A 15488-nucleotide genomic window follows, 5' to 3' on the forward strand; every position below is an offset into this window, starting at 1 on the left:
GATATAATACCCCTATATTGTTGGGAGACAGTGTAGGGGGATTTTTGTTATGGATTATAAGAAAACTATTCTAACTTCAATTCTTGCCGGCTTTTCTATTGGTCTTGGAGGAATGATTTTCCTCTCCGTGGACAATAAAATTGTGGGCTCAGCACTTTTCAGCATCGGATTATTTTTAGTTTTAACAATGAACTTCAGTTTATTTACAGGTAAAGTTTGCTACGTGCTGGAAGGTAAGGTGAAAAATAATCTTATTAATATTGTACTGATTTGGTGCGGTAATTTTATTGGTTCATTTATTCTTACCTTTATTATTAAAAATACCAGAGTCTATGGAGGACTATATGAGAAGGCGGTAGGCCTGTGCCAAATTAAAAATCAGGATTCTTACCTGAGTTTGTTTATGCTTGGCATTATTTGTAATATTTTCATTTTCATTGGAGTGGATGAGTATAAGAAGAATGAACATGTACTTGGAAAATACGTGGCAATTATTCTTTCTGTGATGGGATTTATACTTGTGGGTTCAGAACACTGTGTTGCAGATATGTTCTACTACAACATGGCAGGAAATTATTCTAAAGATATGTTTATCAGATTATTGATTATCACTATCGGAAATGCGGTAGGAGGAATTGCAGCTAATCATTTTGTAAAGAAATGTTGATGTAATATGGAGTCCCTTAAGGACTCCTTTTTTAATATTCAGCTTATGGATAATTAATATACTAGTGTGGTATAATATACACACTGGGAGTTATGATAAAAATAATAAGGGGAGAGAAAGGGAGAAATAATTGAAAAAAAGAGGGGGCTTGATTGGGTTGCTTGCGGCAGCTCTTGTTTTGACTGGTCTAAATCCAGCAGTGGCAAAAGCTGACAATCCAATCGTACAAACAATCTACTCCACAGATCCAGCACCTATGGTCTATGGAGACACTCTTTATGTCTACACAGGACATGATGAGGACGGCGCCAGCTATTACGACATGAGAGACTGGCACTGCTATTCTACTAAAGACATGGTTAACTGGACTGACCATGGCGTGGTATGCTCACTTAACACATTCAGCTGGGCAAAGTCTGATGCCTGGGCTGGACAGGTAGTAGAGCGAAACGGAAAGTTCTATTACTATTGCCCTGTAGTTGCAAAGCAGGGTGGAAATTCTATTGGTGTGGCTGTATCTGACAGCCCAACTGGTCCATTCAAGGATGCTATCGGCAGACCTTTGTGTCAGGGCTATGGCTTTATTGATCCAACAGTTTATGTTGATTCAAATGGTCAGGCATATCTTTATTTTGGAAATCCAAACTTATGCTATGTAAAACTTAATCCTAATATGACCTCTTATTCAGGAGGAATCAATAAGGTTAATCTCACAGCTAATTCATTTGGCTATTATGCTGGAAGAAGCAGCTCTTATGAGGAAGGACCTTGGTTCTATAAGAGAGGAAATCTTTACTACATGGTATTCTCTGGCGGTGGAATTCCAGAGCACATTGCATACTCTACAAGTACATCACCAACAGGTCCTTGGACATATCGCGGTGTAATCATGCCTACAGAGGGCAGGAGCTTTACAAATCACTCTGGTATTGTAGATTTCAAGGGACATTCATATTTCTTCTACCATAATGGAGCCCTGCCAGGTGGTAGTGGATTTGCCCGTTCAGTAGCAGTAGAAGAGTTTAAGTACAATCCAGATGGCAGCATTCCTACTATAAAGATGTCTACATCAGGCCCAAGTGCTATCGCTACACTTAACCCATACCTCAAGACAGAGGCTGAGACAATCTGCTACTCATCAGGTGTTAAGACAGAAGCCTGCGGCGAGGGAACACAGAATGTTTCATACATCGAGAACGGTGATTGGATTAAGGTTAAGAATGTAGATTTTGGAAATGGAGCAAAATCCTTCTCAGCACGCGTTGCTTCAGCCTATGGCGGTGGAAGAATCGAACTTCGTCTTGATTCAACAAGCGGAAGAATAATTGGTACAGTTGACGTTGCAAAGACAGCTGGATGGCAGTCATATGTTACAAAGACCTGTGACATAAGCGGTGCAACAGGTAAGCATGACCTTTACTTTGTATTTAAGGGCGGCAGCGGTTCACTTATGAACTTCAATTACTGGCAGTTCACTCCTGCAAGTGGCACAACAGTACAGCCTACACCTACACCAGCGCCAACAGAGACACCAAGTGCTAACGTAAATACGAATTCAACAGCAAGCATTTCAAATGGATGGTACTACTTAAAGAATACAAATTCTCAGAAGTATCTTACAGTTGAAGGCAACAAGGCAGCAGCTGCAACTAATGTATGTATCAGCACAGGTACAGGTGCAGATGGACAGAAGTGGTATGTTACAAACACATCTGATGGATATATCACATTAACATCTGGCCTTGGCAGCTTTATGCTTGACGTTGCTAACGCAGAAAATGTTGATGGCGCAAACATTGGTATCTATCATGGTTACTCAGGTGATGCTCAGAAGTTTGTTGTAAAGAATACAAAGAAATCAGGTGTTTATACACTTGGCACAAAGGTTTCTAGTGCAACCAAGTATGTGGATGTATATGAGCACAAGAAGAACGATGGAGCAAATGTATGTCAGTGGTTATATTATGGAAATCCAAATCAGGAGTGGATTTTTGAGCCAGTAGATAACAGCACTGCTCAGCCAACACCAACACCTACTCCAACACCAGTGCCTACACAGCAGCCAACACCTACACCTTCAGCTGCAGCTTCAGGTCTTGAGGCATCTATAAGAATTAATAGCTGGGGCTCAGGTTACACAGCTACTGTTAAGGTTTCAAATACTACAGGAAAGACTGTAAATGGTTGGACAATCAAACTTAAGAAGAGTGAAGTAAAGATTGATTCAATCTGGAGTGTAAACATGAAGGAATCAGGAGATTATTATGTAATTACTCCTGCAGAATGGAATTCAAGCCTTTCTAATGGCGCTAGCACAGAGTTTGGTTTCAATGGAACCGGAAGTGTGGGAAGTGTAACTTTAGACATACAATAGGATATGATTATTGTGAAGTCAGTCATGGAAGCCATGGCTGGCTTTTCCTGTAGACTATGATGATTATTATCCTAAGAAAGTATCCAGAGATATGGGTGCCAGAGAAAGCTTTATGGATTGTCACAGAGTGAATTAGCCAGGGAAGCAGGGATTAATCTGAGAACCTTGCAGCAGTATGAAATAGGTGCTAAGGATATAAATAAGGCGGCCGCAGCTACAGTTTTATCATTAAGTAAAGTATTGAAATGCAGACCAGAGGATTTGTGTGGGGAGTAGAATATGTACTTAATATCAGCATATTTTGATGAAAAAACAAATAAGACTTTATCTGGATATGTGGATGGGGTGGCAAAAGCTTGCGGAAATAACTTTATGCCAGATAATAATGTACCACCACATCTTACTGTTCTTAGTATAGAGGCCAGGGATGAGGATGCGGTAGTGGAGAAGGCTTCTGCTGTGATGAAAACACTATTGGCAGGAGAAATTCTGATTCCTACTTTAGGGCAGATTCTTCCTGGGGTAATCTATGCATCCCCTGTTATAAATGAATATCTAATGGATATGCAGACAAAGTTATATGCTGCATTGAAAGATGTAGAGGGGATATCATTTAGTAAATATTATCAGCCATATTCCTGGATGCCACACATCACTCTTGGCAAGACCCTTGAACCAGAGCAGATGCGGGAGGCATTTTCATATTTGCAGAAATCCTTTGTGCCTATGGAGGCGAAGATAGAAGAAATAGGTGTTGCTAAGACTAATCCACATAGGGATATTCTGAGAATTAGTGTATGTAACGAGTAAGAAAGGTTGCTAGTAATAATTTGCAATAAGAGATGAACAAGAACCATCAGCTATTTTGCTGATGGTTCTTGTTTTTTATTCAAATACGCTGGCGCAATCCTGAAGTCTTTCAATAATATTTATGTGCTGAGGACAAACGCTTTCACACTGTCCACACTGAACACATGCGCTAGCAATGCCACGATCTTTAGTTGCCTTTTCGTAATCCTGTTTACCGGCTTCAATTTGTTCCCAAATAAGCTGTTTGTTTCTGGCAGAGAAAATCTCTGGAATAGGAATCTGCATTGGGCAGCCGTCTGTACAGTAGTGACATGATGTACAAGGAATAGAATCAATGCTATCAAGTATATCCTGCGCTTTTGAAATAACCTGCTGTTCTTCATCGGATAGAGGCTTAAAGCTACTCATATATGAAAGGTTATCAGCCATCTGCTCCACATTAGACATTCCAGAAAGTACAGTGATAATACCATCTAAGGATGCAACGAAGCGGATTGCCCATGATGCAATACTTGTGTTAGGATTTGCTCCCTTTAAAAGCTCACGGACTGCAGCTGGAGGATTTGCCAGTGTACCACCTTTGATTGGTTCCATAACCACGATAGATTTTCCGTGCTTTCTAGCTACTTCGTAGCAGCCTCTGGACTGTACATTAGGATTGTTCCAGTCAGCATAGTTAATCTGAAGCTGAACGAATTCTGCATCTGGATGAGCTGTAAGAATTTCATCTAAACGCTCAGGTGTATCGTGGAAAGAAAAGCCATAGTGCTTGATAAGCCCTTTTTCTTTCATCTCTTTTACGTAGTCCCAAAGGTGCCATTCTTCGTATTTTTTTAAGTTCCCTTCTGAGAGAGCATGGAGCAGATAGTAATCAATGTAGCCTGCACCAGTACGCTCCAAGCTGGTAAGAAGCTCCTGTTTTGCGCTTTCTTCATCATGAGCTGCAAATGCTCCAAGCTTTGTGGCAAGAGTGTAGCTTTCTCTAGGATATCTGTCCACGAGAGCTATCTTTGCGGCCTTCTCAGATTCGCCACCATCGTATACAAAAGCGGTATCAAAATAAGTTAGTCCAGCCTCCATAAACATATCTACCATTTTCTTGGTCTGTTCGATATCAATCTTTGAAGGATTGCCAGCTTCCTTTGGTAATCGCATTAGTCCAAACCCCAGCTTAGGTGTGTTTTCACCAAAATATTTTTCGCCCATACATAATCTCCTTTTACAAATTATTAATCTAAATATATCACATATATTTTTTGAACGACTAGTTGTTTGTTGATTTATGTATTACTATTTTTTGTTATTCTACGTGGTGAGTAAGAAAGGTTGCTAATAAAAATGTACTTGACTTGGAGTTAGTTCCATGGTGTATAGTGAATATATAAGAAGCACAATGAGATTGCTTGCAATACTTTTGATTTGCTTAGTGGAGAAGTGACATGACTATTGATGAAATATTAAGTGGATTTGAAAACGGACAGTTTTCTAAAGAAGATGTAAAGAAACTGCTTACACCTGATGGCACCGAGGATATGGGATTTGCAAGGCTTGATATTGGACGCCAGCAAAGACAGGGATTTCCTGAGGTTGTCTTTTGTAGTGGAAAAAAGGATGAATATCTTCTTGAGATTTTAAAAAAGCTATATGAGTTAAATGGGGAAGTCCTTGGAACCAGAGCATCAAAGGAACAGTATGAATTCTTAAAAAAAGAACTTCCTATGCTACAGTTTGACGAAGAATCAGGTATTTTAAAAATTGAAAAAGAAGATAAAAAACACATAGGAAAAGTGGTTGTATGTACAGCAGGAACTGCGGATATTCCAGTAGCTAAAGAGGCTGTGGAAGTAGCATCTTTTATGGGAGCAAACGTGGTTAGTCTTTTTGATGTAGGTGTCAGTGGTATTCACAGGCTGTTTAATAATATGGGCGTGTTTGATGATGCCAGCTGCGTGATTACTGTTGCGGGAATGGAAGGTGCACTTGCAAGTATCGTTGCAGGTCTTGTGAAATGTCCTGTGATTGCCACACCAACTTCAATTGGTTACGGCGCTAGCTTTAATGGACTTTCTGCACTATTGACTATGTTAAATTCTTGCGCAAACGGTATTGCAACAGTAAATATCGATAATGGATATGGTGCCGGAGTTCTGGCAAGTCAAATTAACCGACAGACCTATGAAAACAAACCACTACAATAAGGTGGAGTGGAGATAAAATATAGTTATTAATATAATTGATACCCAGCTATCATAAATTGTGGGAACCAGGTTTATTGACCTGGTTCTTTTATTTTGGTATTATCCTACTAACCTAGTAGGTGATAGGAATTTATTGAGATAAAGTGGAGGATAAGAACATGAAAAAATACATACTATTAACTACATTACTAATCATTTCATCATTTGCTCTTGTGGGCTGCGGTAGCGCCAAAGCAAGTGAATCAGCAGAAACTGTGAAGATTGCTTATCTTCCAATCACTCATTCTCTTGCAGCATTGGAGGAAGCTGAGGAGCTTGCAAACAATGATCAAGTAAGAGTTGAGCTTGTTAAATATGGTTCTTGGCCAGAGCTTTTAGATGCACTCAATTCAGGACAGGTAGATGGTGCATCAGTACTCATCGAGCTTGCCATGAAATCAAAGGCAGAGGGAGTTGGCATCAAGGCAGTAGCCCTTGGTCATAAAGATGGAAATGTAATCATAGTTTCAAATGATGTGAAGGATGGAGCTGATTTAAAGGGCAGAACAATTGCCATTCCACACCGCCAGTCATCACATAACATTTTAGTAAATGATGCTCTTGCAAAGAATGGACTTACAATTGATGACATTAATGTAGTAGAGCTTGCACCTACAGAGATGCCATCAGCTCTTGCTGCTGGAACAATCGATGGCTACTGTGTGGCTGAGCCATTTGGTGCTATGGGTGTTTCAATTGGAGCAGGAAAGGTTCTTTATACATCAGAGGAGCTTTGGGAGGATTCAGTATGCTGCGCCTTAGTTCTTACAGATGATTTCATCGACAACCATGCAGATACAGCAAAGGCTTTTGTAGATGGTTATAAGACAGCAGGAAACAATCTTGATGCAGATACAGCAAAGGCAGTTGCACAGAAATATTTAAATCAGAAGGATGATGTTCTTGATATTTCTCTCAAGTGGATTTCTTATGATGATTTGACAATCACAGAGGAGCAGTACAACGAGCTTGCTGAGAAGGTAAAGTCTTATGGTCTTTCAGACAATCCACCAGCATATGCTGATTTCGTAAAAAGTGACTTTTAATGGGGGCTAAAAGGGGAAGCATGAAAAGATTAATCTCTTTAAAGTATGTAATCGTTTCAATACTAATATTAATTGCTATATGGCAATTCGCATTTACGATAAGTGATTATAGTGAGGCTCTGTTTCCATCACCAATAATGGCACTTCAGGCCTTGGTGGAAATGATAGTCGATGGAACACTTATTGCATCAATTGGAGCCAGTATGTACAGATTTGTAATAGGCTATGGCTTATCTGTTATTATCGCAGTGTTCTTAGGATTGATTTTGGGAAGCCTGCCAAAGGTATTTAACTATGTAAATCCAACCTTGCAGTTGCTACGACCAATTTCGCCAACAGCGTGGATGCCCTTTGTAGTTCTTCTTTTTGGTATTGGAGATTTGCCAGCCATTGTAATTATTTTCATTGCTGCATTTTTCCCAGTTTTGCTATCTACAGTATCTGCTGTTTCAAAGATTGATGACATCTATTTCAGGGTATCTGACAACTTTGGAATCAAGCAGCCTGCACTTATGTGGAAGGTGATTTTACCAGCGGCATTTCCTGGGATAGCAAATGCGATACATCTTGCTCTTGGAAGCGCATGGATTTTCCTTGTGGCAGGTGAAATGGTAGGCGCACAGTCTGGACTTGGATATCAGATTATTGATGCCAGAAATAACATCAGAGCAGATATTCTTCTTGCTACAATCCTGGTGATTGGCTTGATTGGATTATTACTTGATTTCTTAATTGGACTTGCAGAAAAGAGAATTCTTAAAGCATGGGGAGGTGAAAGCTAATGTCATACATTCATATAGAAAATGCAGGAAAGACTTTTGTGGAAAATGGCATAGAATTCACAGCCCTGTCAGAGGTAAATCTTGATATAGAAAAGGGAGAATTCATTTGTCTGCTTGGCCCGTCAGGATGTGGAAAGAGTACATTACTTAATGCTATAGCAGGTTTTGATCTGGCGAATCATGGAAGTGTTCAAATTGATGGAAAAGAGGTTAAAGCTCCAAGTACAAAGAATGTAACTATCTTTCAAAACTACGGGCTTTTACCATGGCGCACAGTTGTGAAAAATGTAGAGCTTGGACTTGAAGCTCAAGGGATTGAAAAGAAGACCAGAAGAGAAAAAGCTTTAGAGTACCTTAAACTTGTAAAGCTTGAGGATTTTGCAAACAGCTTCCCTAGACAGCTTTCAGGTGGTATGAAGCAAAGAGTGGCAATAGCAAGAGCCCTTGCTGTGGAGCCAGATATCATCTTCATGGATGAGCCATTTGGTGCTCTTGATGCTATCACCAGAATGAAGCTTCAGGATGATATTTTAGATATTTGTAAAAATGAAAAGAAGACGATTATCTTCGTCACTCACGATATAGATGAAGCGGTTTATTTAGCTGACAGAATTGTTGTAATGACACCAAATCCTGGCAAAGTAAAGGGTGTTATTACAGTTCCACTTCATCATTTTAGAGATAGAACTAGCGGTGATTTCTTATTAGTAAGAGATAAGATATTTGACTTACTGAACATGAAGACGGAAGAAAATATTGAGTACAACATTTAGTAAAGGGAGAATTGGTAAGCATGAGTCACACACACAATATAACAGAAGAACACTGTCACAGCCATTCACATTCTCACGGTAAACATGGCCTTGAACATATACATTCACACAGAAATCTTATAGGTTTTGATGAGCATGGAATTCCTACTGTCACTTTAAAAGCCAGCGACCATGGTGGAGAAAGCAGTCCAGAGGATTTTACAAGAGACTACATGAATGCGGTACAGGAATATAGAAAGACATTTCCTTCAAAGCAGGATGTAATCGACCAGACTCCAGACCCAGCAGTAAGAGATATGCTTCTTAGAATGGAACAGCTTGGAATTGATACAGCCTTTGATAGATTTGATGCTCAGAAGCCTCAGTGTAACTTTGGTCTCTGTGGTACCTGCTGTAAAATTTGTAACATGGGACCATGTCGTATTACAGCAAAAGCTCAGAGGGGTGTGTGCGGCGCAGATGCAGATTTGATTGTTGCAAGAAATCTTCTTCGCTCAGCAGCTGCTGGTGCAGCTCAGCACGGTATGCATGCCCGTGAGGTTATGCTTACTCTTAAAAAAGTAGCAGAAGGTGAGCTTGATATTCCACTTCTTGGTGAACAGAAAATCAGAAGCACAGCCAAGGCATTTGGAATCAGAGAAAAGAACAGACAGCTTAAAAATGTAGCAAAGGATTTGGCAGATGTTCTTTTAGAGGATTTATCAAGAACAGTTCCAGATGACTATAAAACTATTAGAGCCTGTGCACTTCCAGAGCGTCAGAAGGTGTGGGAGGAATTAGATATCCTACCAATCAGTGCTTACCATGAAGTATTTGAGGCTTATCATAAATCAGGCTGTGCTACAGATGGAGATTGGAAGAGCGTTATGCAACAGTTCTTACGCTGCGGTCTTGCCTTTACATTTTCAGGTGTAGTAGGTGCCAGCCTCGCAACAGATTCATTATTTGGTGTTGGTGACAGAGTTACATCAAAGGTAAATATTGGAGCTCTTGAAAAGGGTTATGTAAATATTGCAGTTCACGGACATCTTCCAACGCTTGTTAGCCAGATAGTGACAGCTGGTAAGAGAGAGGATTTAGTTGCTCTTGCAAAGGAAAAGGGGGCAAAGGGAATTCGTTTTTACGGTATTTGCTGCTCTGGACTTTCAGCTATGTACAGAGACAGCGGAGTTATTCCACTTTCAAATGCTGTTTCAGCAGAGCTTGTACTTGGCACAGGCGCACTTGATCTTTGGGTGGCAGATGTGCAGGATGTATTTCCATCAATTATGGATGTGGCAAAGTGCTTTAAAACAGTTGTTGTTACTACAAGTGATTCAGCACGACTTCCAGGTGCGGAAAGATATGAATACGACCATCATCACAGCAATATTGGTCAGACAAAGGAGCTTGCGGAAAAGATTGTTAGACGTGCCATCGAAAGCTTTGAAGATAGAAAGGGAATCCCTGTATACATCCCACCATATGAGGTGGAAGCAGAGGTGGGATTTTCAGTGGAGTATATTCACAAGAGATTTGGAAGCATGAAGCCACTTGCAGAGGCTATTAAGTCAGGTCAGATTCTTGGTGTTGTAAATATGGTTGGCTGCAATAATCCAAAGGTACTTTATGAGAAGTGTATCATTGATGTGGCAGATGAGCTCCTTAAGAATAACGTACTTATCATTACTAATGGATGTGCATCCTTCCCACTAATGAAGCTTGGCTACTGTGCGGTTTCAGGAAAGGAAAAGGCTGGAGAATCATTAAAAGAATTCTTAGAACCAGATCTTCCACCAGTATGGCACGTGGGAGAGTGTATCGATAATACCCGTTCTACAGGAATCTTTGCAGGAATTGCAGGTGAGCTTGGAAAGAATCTTTACGAGCTTCCATTTGCATTCTCATCACCTGAGTGGGGAAATGAGAAGGGTATTGATGCTGCCCTTGGCTTCAGACTTAATGGAATCAGCTCGTACCATTGCGTGGAGGCCCCTATCTATGGCTCTAAGAATGTCATCGAGTTCTTAAAGTATGGAACAAAGGATTTGCTTGGTTCTACAATGAACGTAAATATAGACCCAGTAGAGCTTGCGAAGCAGATTGTAAATGACATGAAGGAAAAGAGAAAAGCTTTGGGCTGGGATAATTAATTGAATCTATAGGTTTTTGATTTTCCTCAGAAAATCAAGAATAGGCTGGATTTTATCGCAAGAAGTCCGGAAAGCCGCATGTTGTCGTTGGTTTGCGACAAATGAGATAGAGTAGCGTGGTGCTAAAAATGGGAAAAGTTATAAAAGCTTGACAAGAATGCAGGTGGGGGCTATTATATAACAAATTTATTGAGCAAAATTTTGTGGGTGGCATATTAGTCCACAAGAAGTCCTATTAATTTGTTTCTTATTAGGAGGATGTAAAAAAATAATGAGAAAGAATTTAGCCCTAGCAGCACTTACTGCAACAGTAACATTATCAACAATCGCAGGTACAGGCATTACAGCTAATGCAGCAGAAACTCCTGCAACACAGGCTCAGTCACAGGTTGTGAAGCAGCAGCTTAATGCAAAGGTTATTGCAAAGGTATTCGATGCGAAGTATTACGCTGAAAAGAATCCTGACGTAGTAGCAGCACTTGGAAATGATCCAGCAGTTTTATTTGCCCACTACATGAGCAACGGTATTTATGAGGGCAGAGATGCATCAGCTACATTTAATGCTACAATCTACGCCATTGCTAACACTGATCTTGCTACAATTTATGGCGAAAATATTGAAGGTTTAGTAGAGCATTATCTTGCGTTTGGTATTAATGAAGGAAGAATCGCTTCAGGAGAAGCTCTTATTAATGCTGACGTTACTACACAGAGAGCATTTGTTGCTACAATGAACTCTTCTGCAAGCGCTGGTTCCAATGTTTCTGGCTCAACAGGTGCTACTTCGTTTGCTTCAAGCATTACAAGTTCTCCAGCTATTGCACATATGTCATCTGAACTTGACAATATGCTTGCAAATTACGCTGCTACACATAATGGTGCACAGCCACAGGTTACATATGGCCCAAATGGTTCTGTTGACGTTGATTATGGTCATGGACACCATTCATCATATTTTTATGGCCAGTGGATGGGTAACACATATAATGACATGGAAGCAGGTGGACCATCTGTAGAACAGCAGCTTATTGATGCGTCTGCATCTGATCCAAATATGGTTGTATATCAGAGCGATGGAGTAACAAATACTGTGATACAGAACGGTGAAGTTCATGAATCAGATGTGGATCCATTAGAAGCTTTTAATGCTCCATGGTAATTTTTTTGAGAGTCTTGAAATATAGGCTCTCTTTTTTTAATGTAAAAAAATCTAAATTCATACATTGATAAAGATATTTAGAAAAGAGACCTTTATGAATAAAAAATTATATTGTTATTTAAGAGATTTCTTCAATATTGATATCATTTCATTTCTTTAGATTTGTATTTATGCTTTTGGGATTGAAAGCTTTTGATATAGGATTCTTTGATTGGTTTTTGTTATGTAATAAAGGGTTAAATTTCTTTCCACATTTTTATCCGGAAACTAAAGAAGTTTTAGGACATTATTTATTTGGATATAACTGGAAAACTCATCTTTTGCATATGTTAGTAGGAGTCCCTGTTATGGCGTTACTAGCTATGGTTTGTACCTTCTTAGAATGAATGAGCAGAGCTTAGGTATGATGAAATATACCAGTAGGTATTAAAATTTGCAAAAAAAGAGACTTATTACCGGGGAGAGAAAGACACACATCCAAGGTCCTCAGTAATAAGTCTTTTTTACGATATTATAAATCTACAGAACCAACACAGTCGGTATTAGCAACAAAATAAATCTTGTTTTCTTCAGGCTTGATATAGATATTAATAGATTCAAGCTCCTGTCCTTTGAACTGTTTTTTGAAGCCAGACTGTGCTTTCTTTAAACAAGCTTCTTCACTGAATTCAATGTTGCCATATTGAACTACTGCCGAAGATTTAAAAGCTTTTTTGCTGCCAACATTTTTTTGATTGTACTAGTTTTTTTAGTTGCCATAATAAACCTCCCCAAGCTTAATAAGTGGTTAACAGTTACTATTTACTTATGAATAATTATATGCAAATTCAAGAGATTTGCAACTTTAATACACATTGTTGCAATTATAGGGCATATATCTTTATAATATATAAATATGGGGCAGTATTGGTTTTCAAAGAGAAGGGGGAATTTTGCTTATGAATTCATCAGCTATTGCGTTATTTATCGTATTGGGGGCTATTGTTTTAGTGCCGATTATTTTCAAATCAGTTCTTAAAACAATTCAAGACATTGATTACAAAAGACAGGTTGAAGGAAAAATTCCAGAAAGAACATTTCATGGGAAGATTCCTCCAGCGGACAGTGCGTCAGACCATTCTTTTGATGTAAATGTACAGACAGGATACAAGGAATCTTGTGACGCTGAATTAAGGATGCGTGGAGCACAAAATTTTTTTGGACCAAAATAGAAGATGCTTAATCCTGTAAATGATACGCTAGAGAACTTCGTTTAGAGTGTGGATTGATTATCGGCTAGAAATTGGCAACAAAAAGGGCTTGCTCATTGAGAACAAGCTCTATATATTAATAATATGATTATGGAAGCAGATTCAAATAAATTTATAGGTGGAGCTGATGGCCCGACTTCTATAGTGTTTTATAATAATTCTCATAAGCTTTCAATATCGCAAAGAATACAGCTAACTATAAACAATCTAAAAAGAAGATATTGGGCGAGACGTATAGTTCCAGGTACTCATAGCTTAGAGGAAGTTGAAGAGTTACTTTCAACAAAATATGGTTTTACTGAAGTAGATGTATCAGGTGTTGAATTTATGGAAGAGTATCAGCAGATGCGGACAACTTTTCTTCTTGAGGACATGCCTGAGTTAGCTGCGGATAGTTCTTATCTATCGTCAACAAGTGATGATGTTGGGACAATCATAAAGAATCTTGAATTAAAACTACAGCAAGAGCGCATGTTAGCGGAATCTATTCCTTCAGAAGTGTATGATATTGACTTTCATAAGTATATAAGACGAGGAAAATCACAAAACGACGAAATGCATATCATTATAGAGCGCACTCACGAATATATTGGTGGCGGTGCAGGTGGAAGTGAAAGATTTATACGCGAATGGAAAAAAATAATGAAGAATACCTATCTTTACTACGGAGTATCCGAGGAGGACATTAAAACCAAATCACAGCGCTACAAAGAATTGCTATTAGAGCTTATCCTATAGTAATTCACAAAAAAAGACTTGTCCTTTGTAACCGCATTTATTTAGTCATTATACTTTAAACTATAATAATCCATGTACTTCTTAAATCGATCTTGGCATGAGAGAATGGTATCGGTGAGATAACCTTTTTCATTATTCCATTCTTTCAGACCTCTATAGTAAAACTCTTTTATATCGTCTTCAATTATAAACGGAGTAATTCCATTTCTAAGACATTCTTTGAACATGATAAGTCGCCCAATTCGTCCATTTCCATCTTGAAATGGATGGATTTTTTCAAACTGATAGTGAAATTCGATTATGTCATTTATGGATTTTATCTTGTCTTTATTATATGTCTTAATAAGTTCTTTCATGGAATTTGGAACATTTTCAGGAGAAACAGTTTCTAATCCTCCAACCTCGTTGGCGAGTCTTTTGTAATCGCCTACAGCAAACCAAGGTTTTCTACTGTCAGAAGTGCCCGATTTGAGAACAAGATGTAATTGCTTAATAAAACTCTCGCTAAGTGCATAATTTGCCTGTTCAATAGCAAGATCTATACAGCGGAAATGATTGACTGTTTCCACAATATCATCGACATTAATAGTATCTTTCTCTACGCCTATTGTGTTTGTCTCGTATATGTATCTTGTTTCATCGTGTGTAAGGCGACTTCCTTCTATATGGTTGGAATTATATGTTAATTCAATCTGAATTTTGTGATATATTCCACCCGTGATTCCTGCGTCCTTTTCTATTTTTAAGCGTGAAAGAAGATCTGTCGGAAGTTTTCCAGCTCTTTGCTTTCTTGCTGGTTTTTCAGCATCCGAAGGGATAGCCCACGAACCATTTTGTATTACTGCTCCAGGGATTCTCCCAGCATTACAATAATTTCTTACACTACGTTCTGATATATTCCATTTATTTGCGGCTTCTGTAACATCAATATAAATCATATGCTTCTCCGAAAGTTCATTAATTATCTTTATGGAATAATTATAACATATTCGGCAATATAAAGCAGCATTCTGTTAGTTAAATATCTGTTTTATATTGCCGCAGATTTAGTACAAATTTACGCTGCCGAGGGGCAATTATTCTTTGACAAATGAAAAGAATTTATCTATGATTTCTATGACGTTAATTTTTTGAAAAAGGATATTTGCATGTATATGAATAAGTCTCACAGCAGAATAATATCTATGGTAGCCCTTGTAGCTACTATCTTTGTGATGCTTTTTTCAGTTGCGTATTCTTCAGGGCATGTTAACCATCATTGTAATGATAGTGCAGATTGTCCTATATGTTCAATGCTTGCTCAGTGTGAGAGCAGTCTTAAGTCACTTGGCACTGGTCTTATAGTTGCAGTATTATATGCGGCTGTTTTAGTGCAGCTATTTACTGTAAGCTTAGATTATAAATATCAGTCTGTTCAGACTACATTAGTTTCACAAAAAGTTAGATTAGATTCTTGAAAAACGCTTATTATTCAGGCCTGATAGCTCAGGTCTTATTTGTGTTGCATGAAATTGATAATT

At 38.7% G+C, this 15488-nt stretch carries 15 protein-coding genes and 1 pseudogene; 13 read left to right on the top strand and 3 right to left on the bottom strand.

The annotated features are described in order from the left end of the window. Window positions 1-49: 49 nt before the first annotated feature. The 4 genes from BMZ41_RS04655 to BMZ41_RS04670 all read left to right on the top strand — a co-directional run bounded on the left by BMZ41_RS04655 (window position 50) and on the right by BMZ41_RS04670 (window position 3851). A complete protein-coding gene (locus BMZ41_RS04655; RefSeq protein WP_090168834.1) occupies window positions 50-667 on the top strand; it encodes a formate/nitrite transporter family protein in 618 nt (205 codons plus the stop codon). 130 nt (window positions 668-797) lie between these two features. Continuing rightward, window positions 798-3041, top strand: a complete 2244-nt coding sequence (locus BMZ41_RS04660; protein ID WP_090527233.1) for a family 43 glycosylhydrolase — start codon at window positions 798-800, stop codon at window positions 3039-3041. A gap of 81 nt (window positions 3042-3122) precedes the next feature. Further along, window positions 3123-3317, top strand: coding sequence for a helix-turn-helix domain-containing protein (locus tag BMZ41_RS04665; protein WP_090527236.1), 195 nt, complete (start codon window positions 3123-3125; stop codon window positions 3315-3317). Window positions 3318-3320: 3 nt separating this feature from the next. Continuing rightward, a complete protein-coding gene (locus BMZ41_RS04670) occupies window positions 3321-3851 on the top strand; it encodes a 2'-5' RNA ligase family protein (RefSeq protein WP_090168828.1) in 531 nt (176 codons plus the stop codon). 75 nt (window positions 3852-3926) lie between these two features. Here the strand turns inward: BMZ41_RS04670 and BMZ41_RS04675 are convergent, their stop codons facing one another. Continuing rightward, complete coding sequence (locus BMZ41_RS04675) at window positions 3927-5057, bottom strand: aldo/keto reductase (RefSeq protein ID WP_090527239.1); 1131 nt, start codon at window positions 5055-5057, stop codon at window positions 3927-3929. A gap of 233 nt (window positions 5058-5290) precedes the next feature. Between BMZ41_RS04675 and larB the strand changes: the two genes are divergently transcribed. From larB to BMZ41_RS04705, 6 genes are all read left to right on the top strand, one after another. Next, window positions 5291-6049 (top strand): nickel pincer cofactor biosynthesis protein LarB, encoded by a 759-nt coding sequence (larB, locus tag BMZ41_RS04680; RefSeq protein WP_090527242.1) that lies wholly within the window; start codon window positions 5291-5293, stop codon window positions 6047-6049. Between the two features lie 158 nt (window positions 6050-6207). Beyond that, complete coding sequence (locus tag BMZ41_RS04685) at window positions 6208-7134, top strand: ABC transporter substrate-binding protein (protein WP_090168822.1); 927 nt, start codon at window positions 6208-6210, stop codon at window positions 7132-7134. A gap of 20 nt (window positions 7135-7154) precedes the next feature. Continuing rightward, window positions 7155-7916, top strand: coding sequence for an ABC transporter permease (locus tag BMZ41_RS04690; RefSeq protein ID WP_090527245.1), 762 nt, complete (start codon window positions 7155-7157; stop codon window positions 7914-7916). Next, complete coding sequence (locus BMZ41_RS04695; RefSeq protein ID WP_090168818.1) at window positions 7916-8689, top strand: ABC transporter ATP-binding protein; 774 nt, start codon at window positions 7916-7918, stop codon at window positions 8687-8689. The genes BMZ41_RS04690 and BMZ41_RS04695 overlap by 1 nt, the downstream gene beginning before the upstream one ends. A gap of 20 nt (window positions 8690-8709) precedes the next feature. Continuing rightward, window positions 8710-10821 (top strand): anaerobic carbon-monoxide dehydrogenase catalytic subunit, encoded by a 2112-nt coding sequence (gene cooS, locus BMZ41_RS04700; RefSeq protein WP_090527248.1) that lies wholly within the window; start codon window positions 8710-8712, stop codon window positions 10819-10821. Window positions 10822-11092: 271 nt separating this feature from the next. Continuing rightward, the gene (locus BMZ41_RS04705; RefSeq protein ID WP_090527250.1) at window positions 11093-11980 is read left to right on the top strand and encodes a hypothetical protein; all 888 of its coding nucleotides are present in this window, start codon (window positions 11093-11095) and stop codon (window positions 11978-11980) included. A gap of 511 nt (window positions 11981-12491) precedes the next feature. Here BMZ41_RS04705 and BMZ41_RS16120 read toward each other — a convergent pair. Next, window positions 12492-12686, bottom strand: a pseudogene (locus tag BMZ41_RS16120) (DUF6465 family protein); the annotation flags it as partial. 232 nt (window positions 12687-12918) lie between these two features. Between BMZ41_RS16120 and BMZ41_RS04715 the strand changes: the two are divergent. Next, the gene (locus tag BMZ41_RS04715; RefSeq protein ID WP_090527256.1) at window positions 12919-13191 is read left to right on the top strand and encodes a hypothetical protein; all 273 of its coding nucleotides are present in this window, start codon (window positions 12919-12921) and stop codon (window positions 13189-13191) included. Window positions 13192-13320: 129 nt separating this feature from the next. After that, a complete protein-coding gene (locus tag BMZ41_RS04720; protein WP_090527259.1) occupies window positions 13321-13968 on the top strand; it encodes a hypothetical protein in 648 nt (215 codons plus the stop codon). 41 nt (window positions 13969-14009) lie between these two features. Here the strand turns inward: BMZ41_RS04720 and BMZ41_RS04725 are convergent, their stop codons facing one another. Further along, the gene (locus BMZ41_RS04725) at window positions 14010-14906 is read right to left on the bottom strand and encodes a Fic family protein (RefSeq protein ID WP_090527262.1); all 897 of its coding nucleotides are present in this window, start codon (window positions 14904-14906) and stop codon (window positions 14010-14012) included. 210 nt (window positions 14907-15116) lie between these two features. Here BMZ41_RS04725 and BMZ41_RS04730 point away from each other — a divergent pair, with 210 nt between their 5' ends. Then, on the top strand, window positions 15117-15425 hold the full coding sequence (locus tag BMZ41_RS04730; protein WP_090168811.1) for a hypothetical protein: 309 nt from the start codon (window positions 15117-15119) through the stop codon (window positions 15423-15425). Window positions 15426-15488: the final 63 nt, after the last annotated feature.

The organism is Pseudobutyrivibrio sp. UC1225 (assembly GCF_900115215.1).
In the GTDB taxonomy this organism is placed as follows: domain Bacteria; phylum Bacillota; class Clostridia; order Lachnospirales; family Lachnospiraceae; genus Pseudobutyrivibrio.

Coding starts and splice junctions, on each gene's coding strand:
- BMZ41_RS04655 (WP_090168834.1), top strand. CDS start 50: ATGGATTATAAGAAAACTATTCTAACTTCAATTCTTGCCGGCTTTTCT.
- BMZ41_RS04670 (WP_090168828.1), top strand. CDS start 3,321: ATGTACTTAATATCAGCATATTTTGATGAAAAAACAAATAAGACTTTA.
- BMZ41_RS04675 (WP_090527239.1), bottom strand. CDS start 5,057: ATGGGCGAAAAATATTTTGGTGAAAACACACCTAAGCTGGGGTTTGGA.
- larB (WP_090527242.1), top strand. CDS start 5,291: ATGACTATTGATGAAATATTAAGTGGATTTGAAAACGGACAGTTTTCT.
- BMZ41_RS04685 (WP_090168822.1), top strand. CDS start 6,208: ATGAAAAAATACATACTATTAACTACATTACTAATCATTTCATCATTT.
- BMZ41_RS04690 (WP_090527245.1), top strand. CDS start 7,155: ATGAAAAGATTAATCTCTTTAAAGTATGTAATCGTTTCAATACTAATA.
- BMZ41_RS04695 (WP_090168818.1), top strand. CDS start 7,916: ATGTCATACATTCATATAGAAAATGCAGGAAAGACTTTTGTGGAAAAT.
- cooS (WP_090527248.1), top strand. CDS start 8,710: ATGAGTCACACACACAATATAACAGAAGAACACTGTCACAGCCATTCA.
- BMZ41_RS04705 (WP_090527250.1), top strand. CDS start 11,093: ATGAGAAAGAATTTAGCCCTAGCAGCACTTACTGCAACAGTAACATTA.
- BMZ41_RS04715 (WP_090527256.1), top strand. CDS start 12,919: ATGAATTCATCAGCTATTGCGTTATTTATCGTATTGGGGGCTATTGTT.
- BMZ41_RS04720 (WP_090527259.1), top strand. CDS start 13,321: ATGGAAGCAGATTCAAATAAATTTATAGGTGGAGCTGATGGCCCGACT.
- BMZ41_RS04725 (WP_090527262.1), bottom strand. CDS start 14,906: ATGATTTATATTGATGTTACAGAAGCCGCAAATAAATGGAATATATCA.
- BMZ41_RS04730 (WP_090168811.1), top strand. CDS start 15,117: ATGTATATGAATAAGTCTCACAGCAGAATAATATCTATGGTAGCCCTT.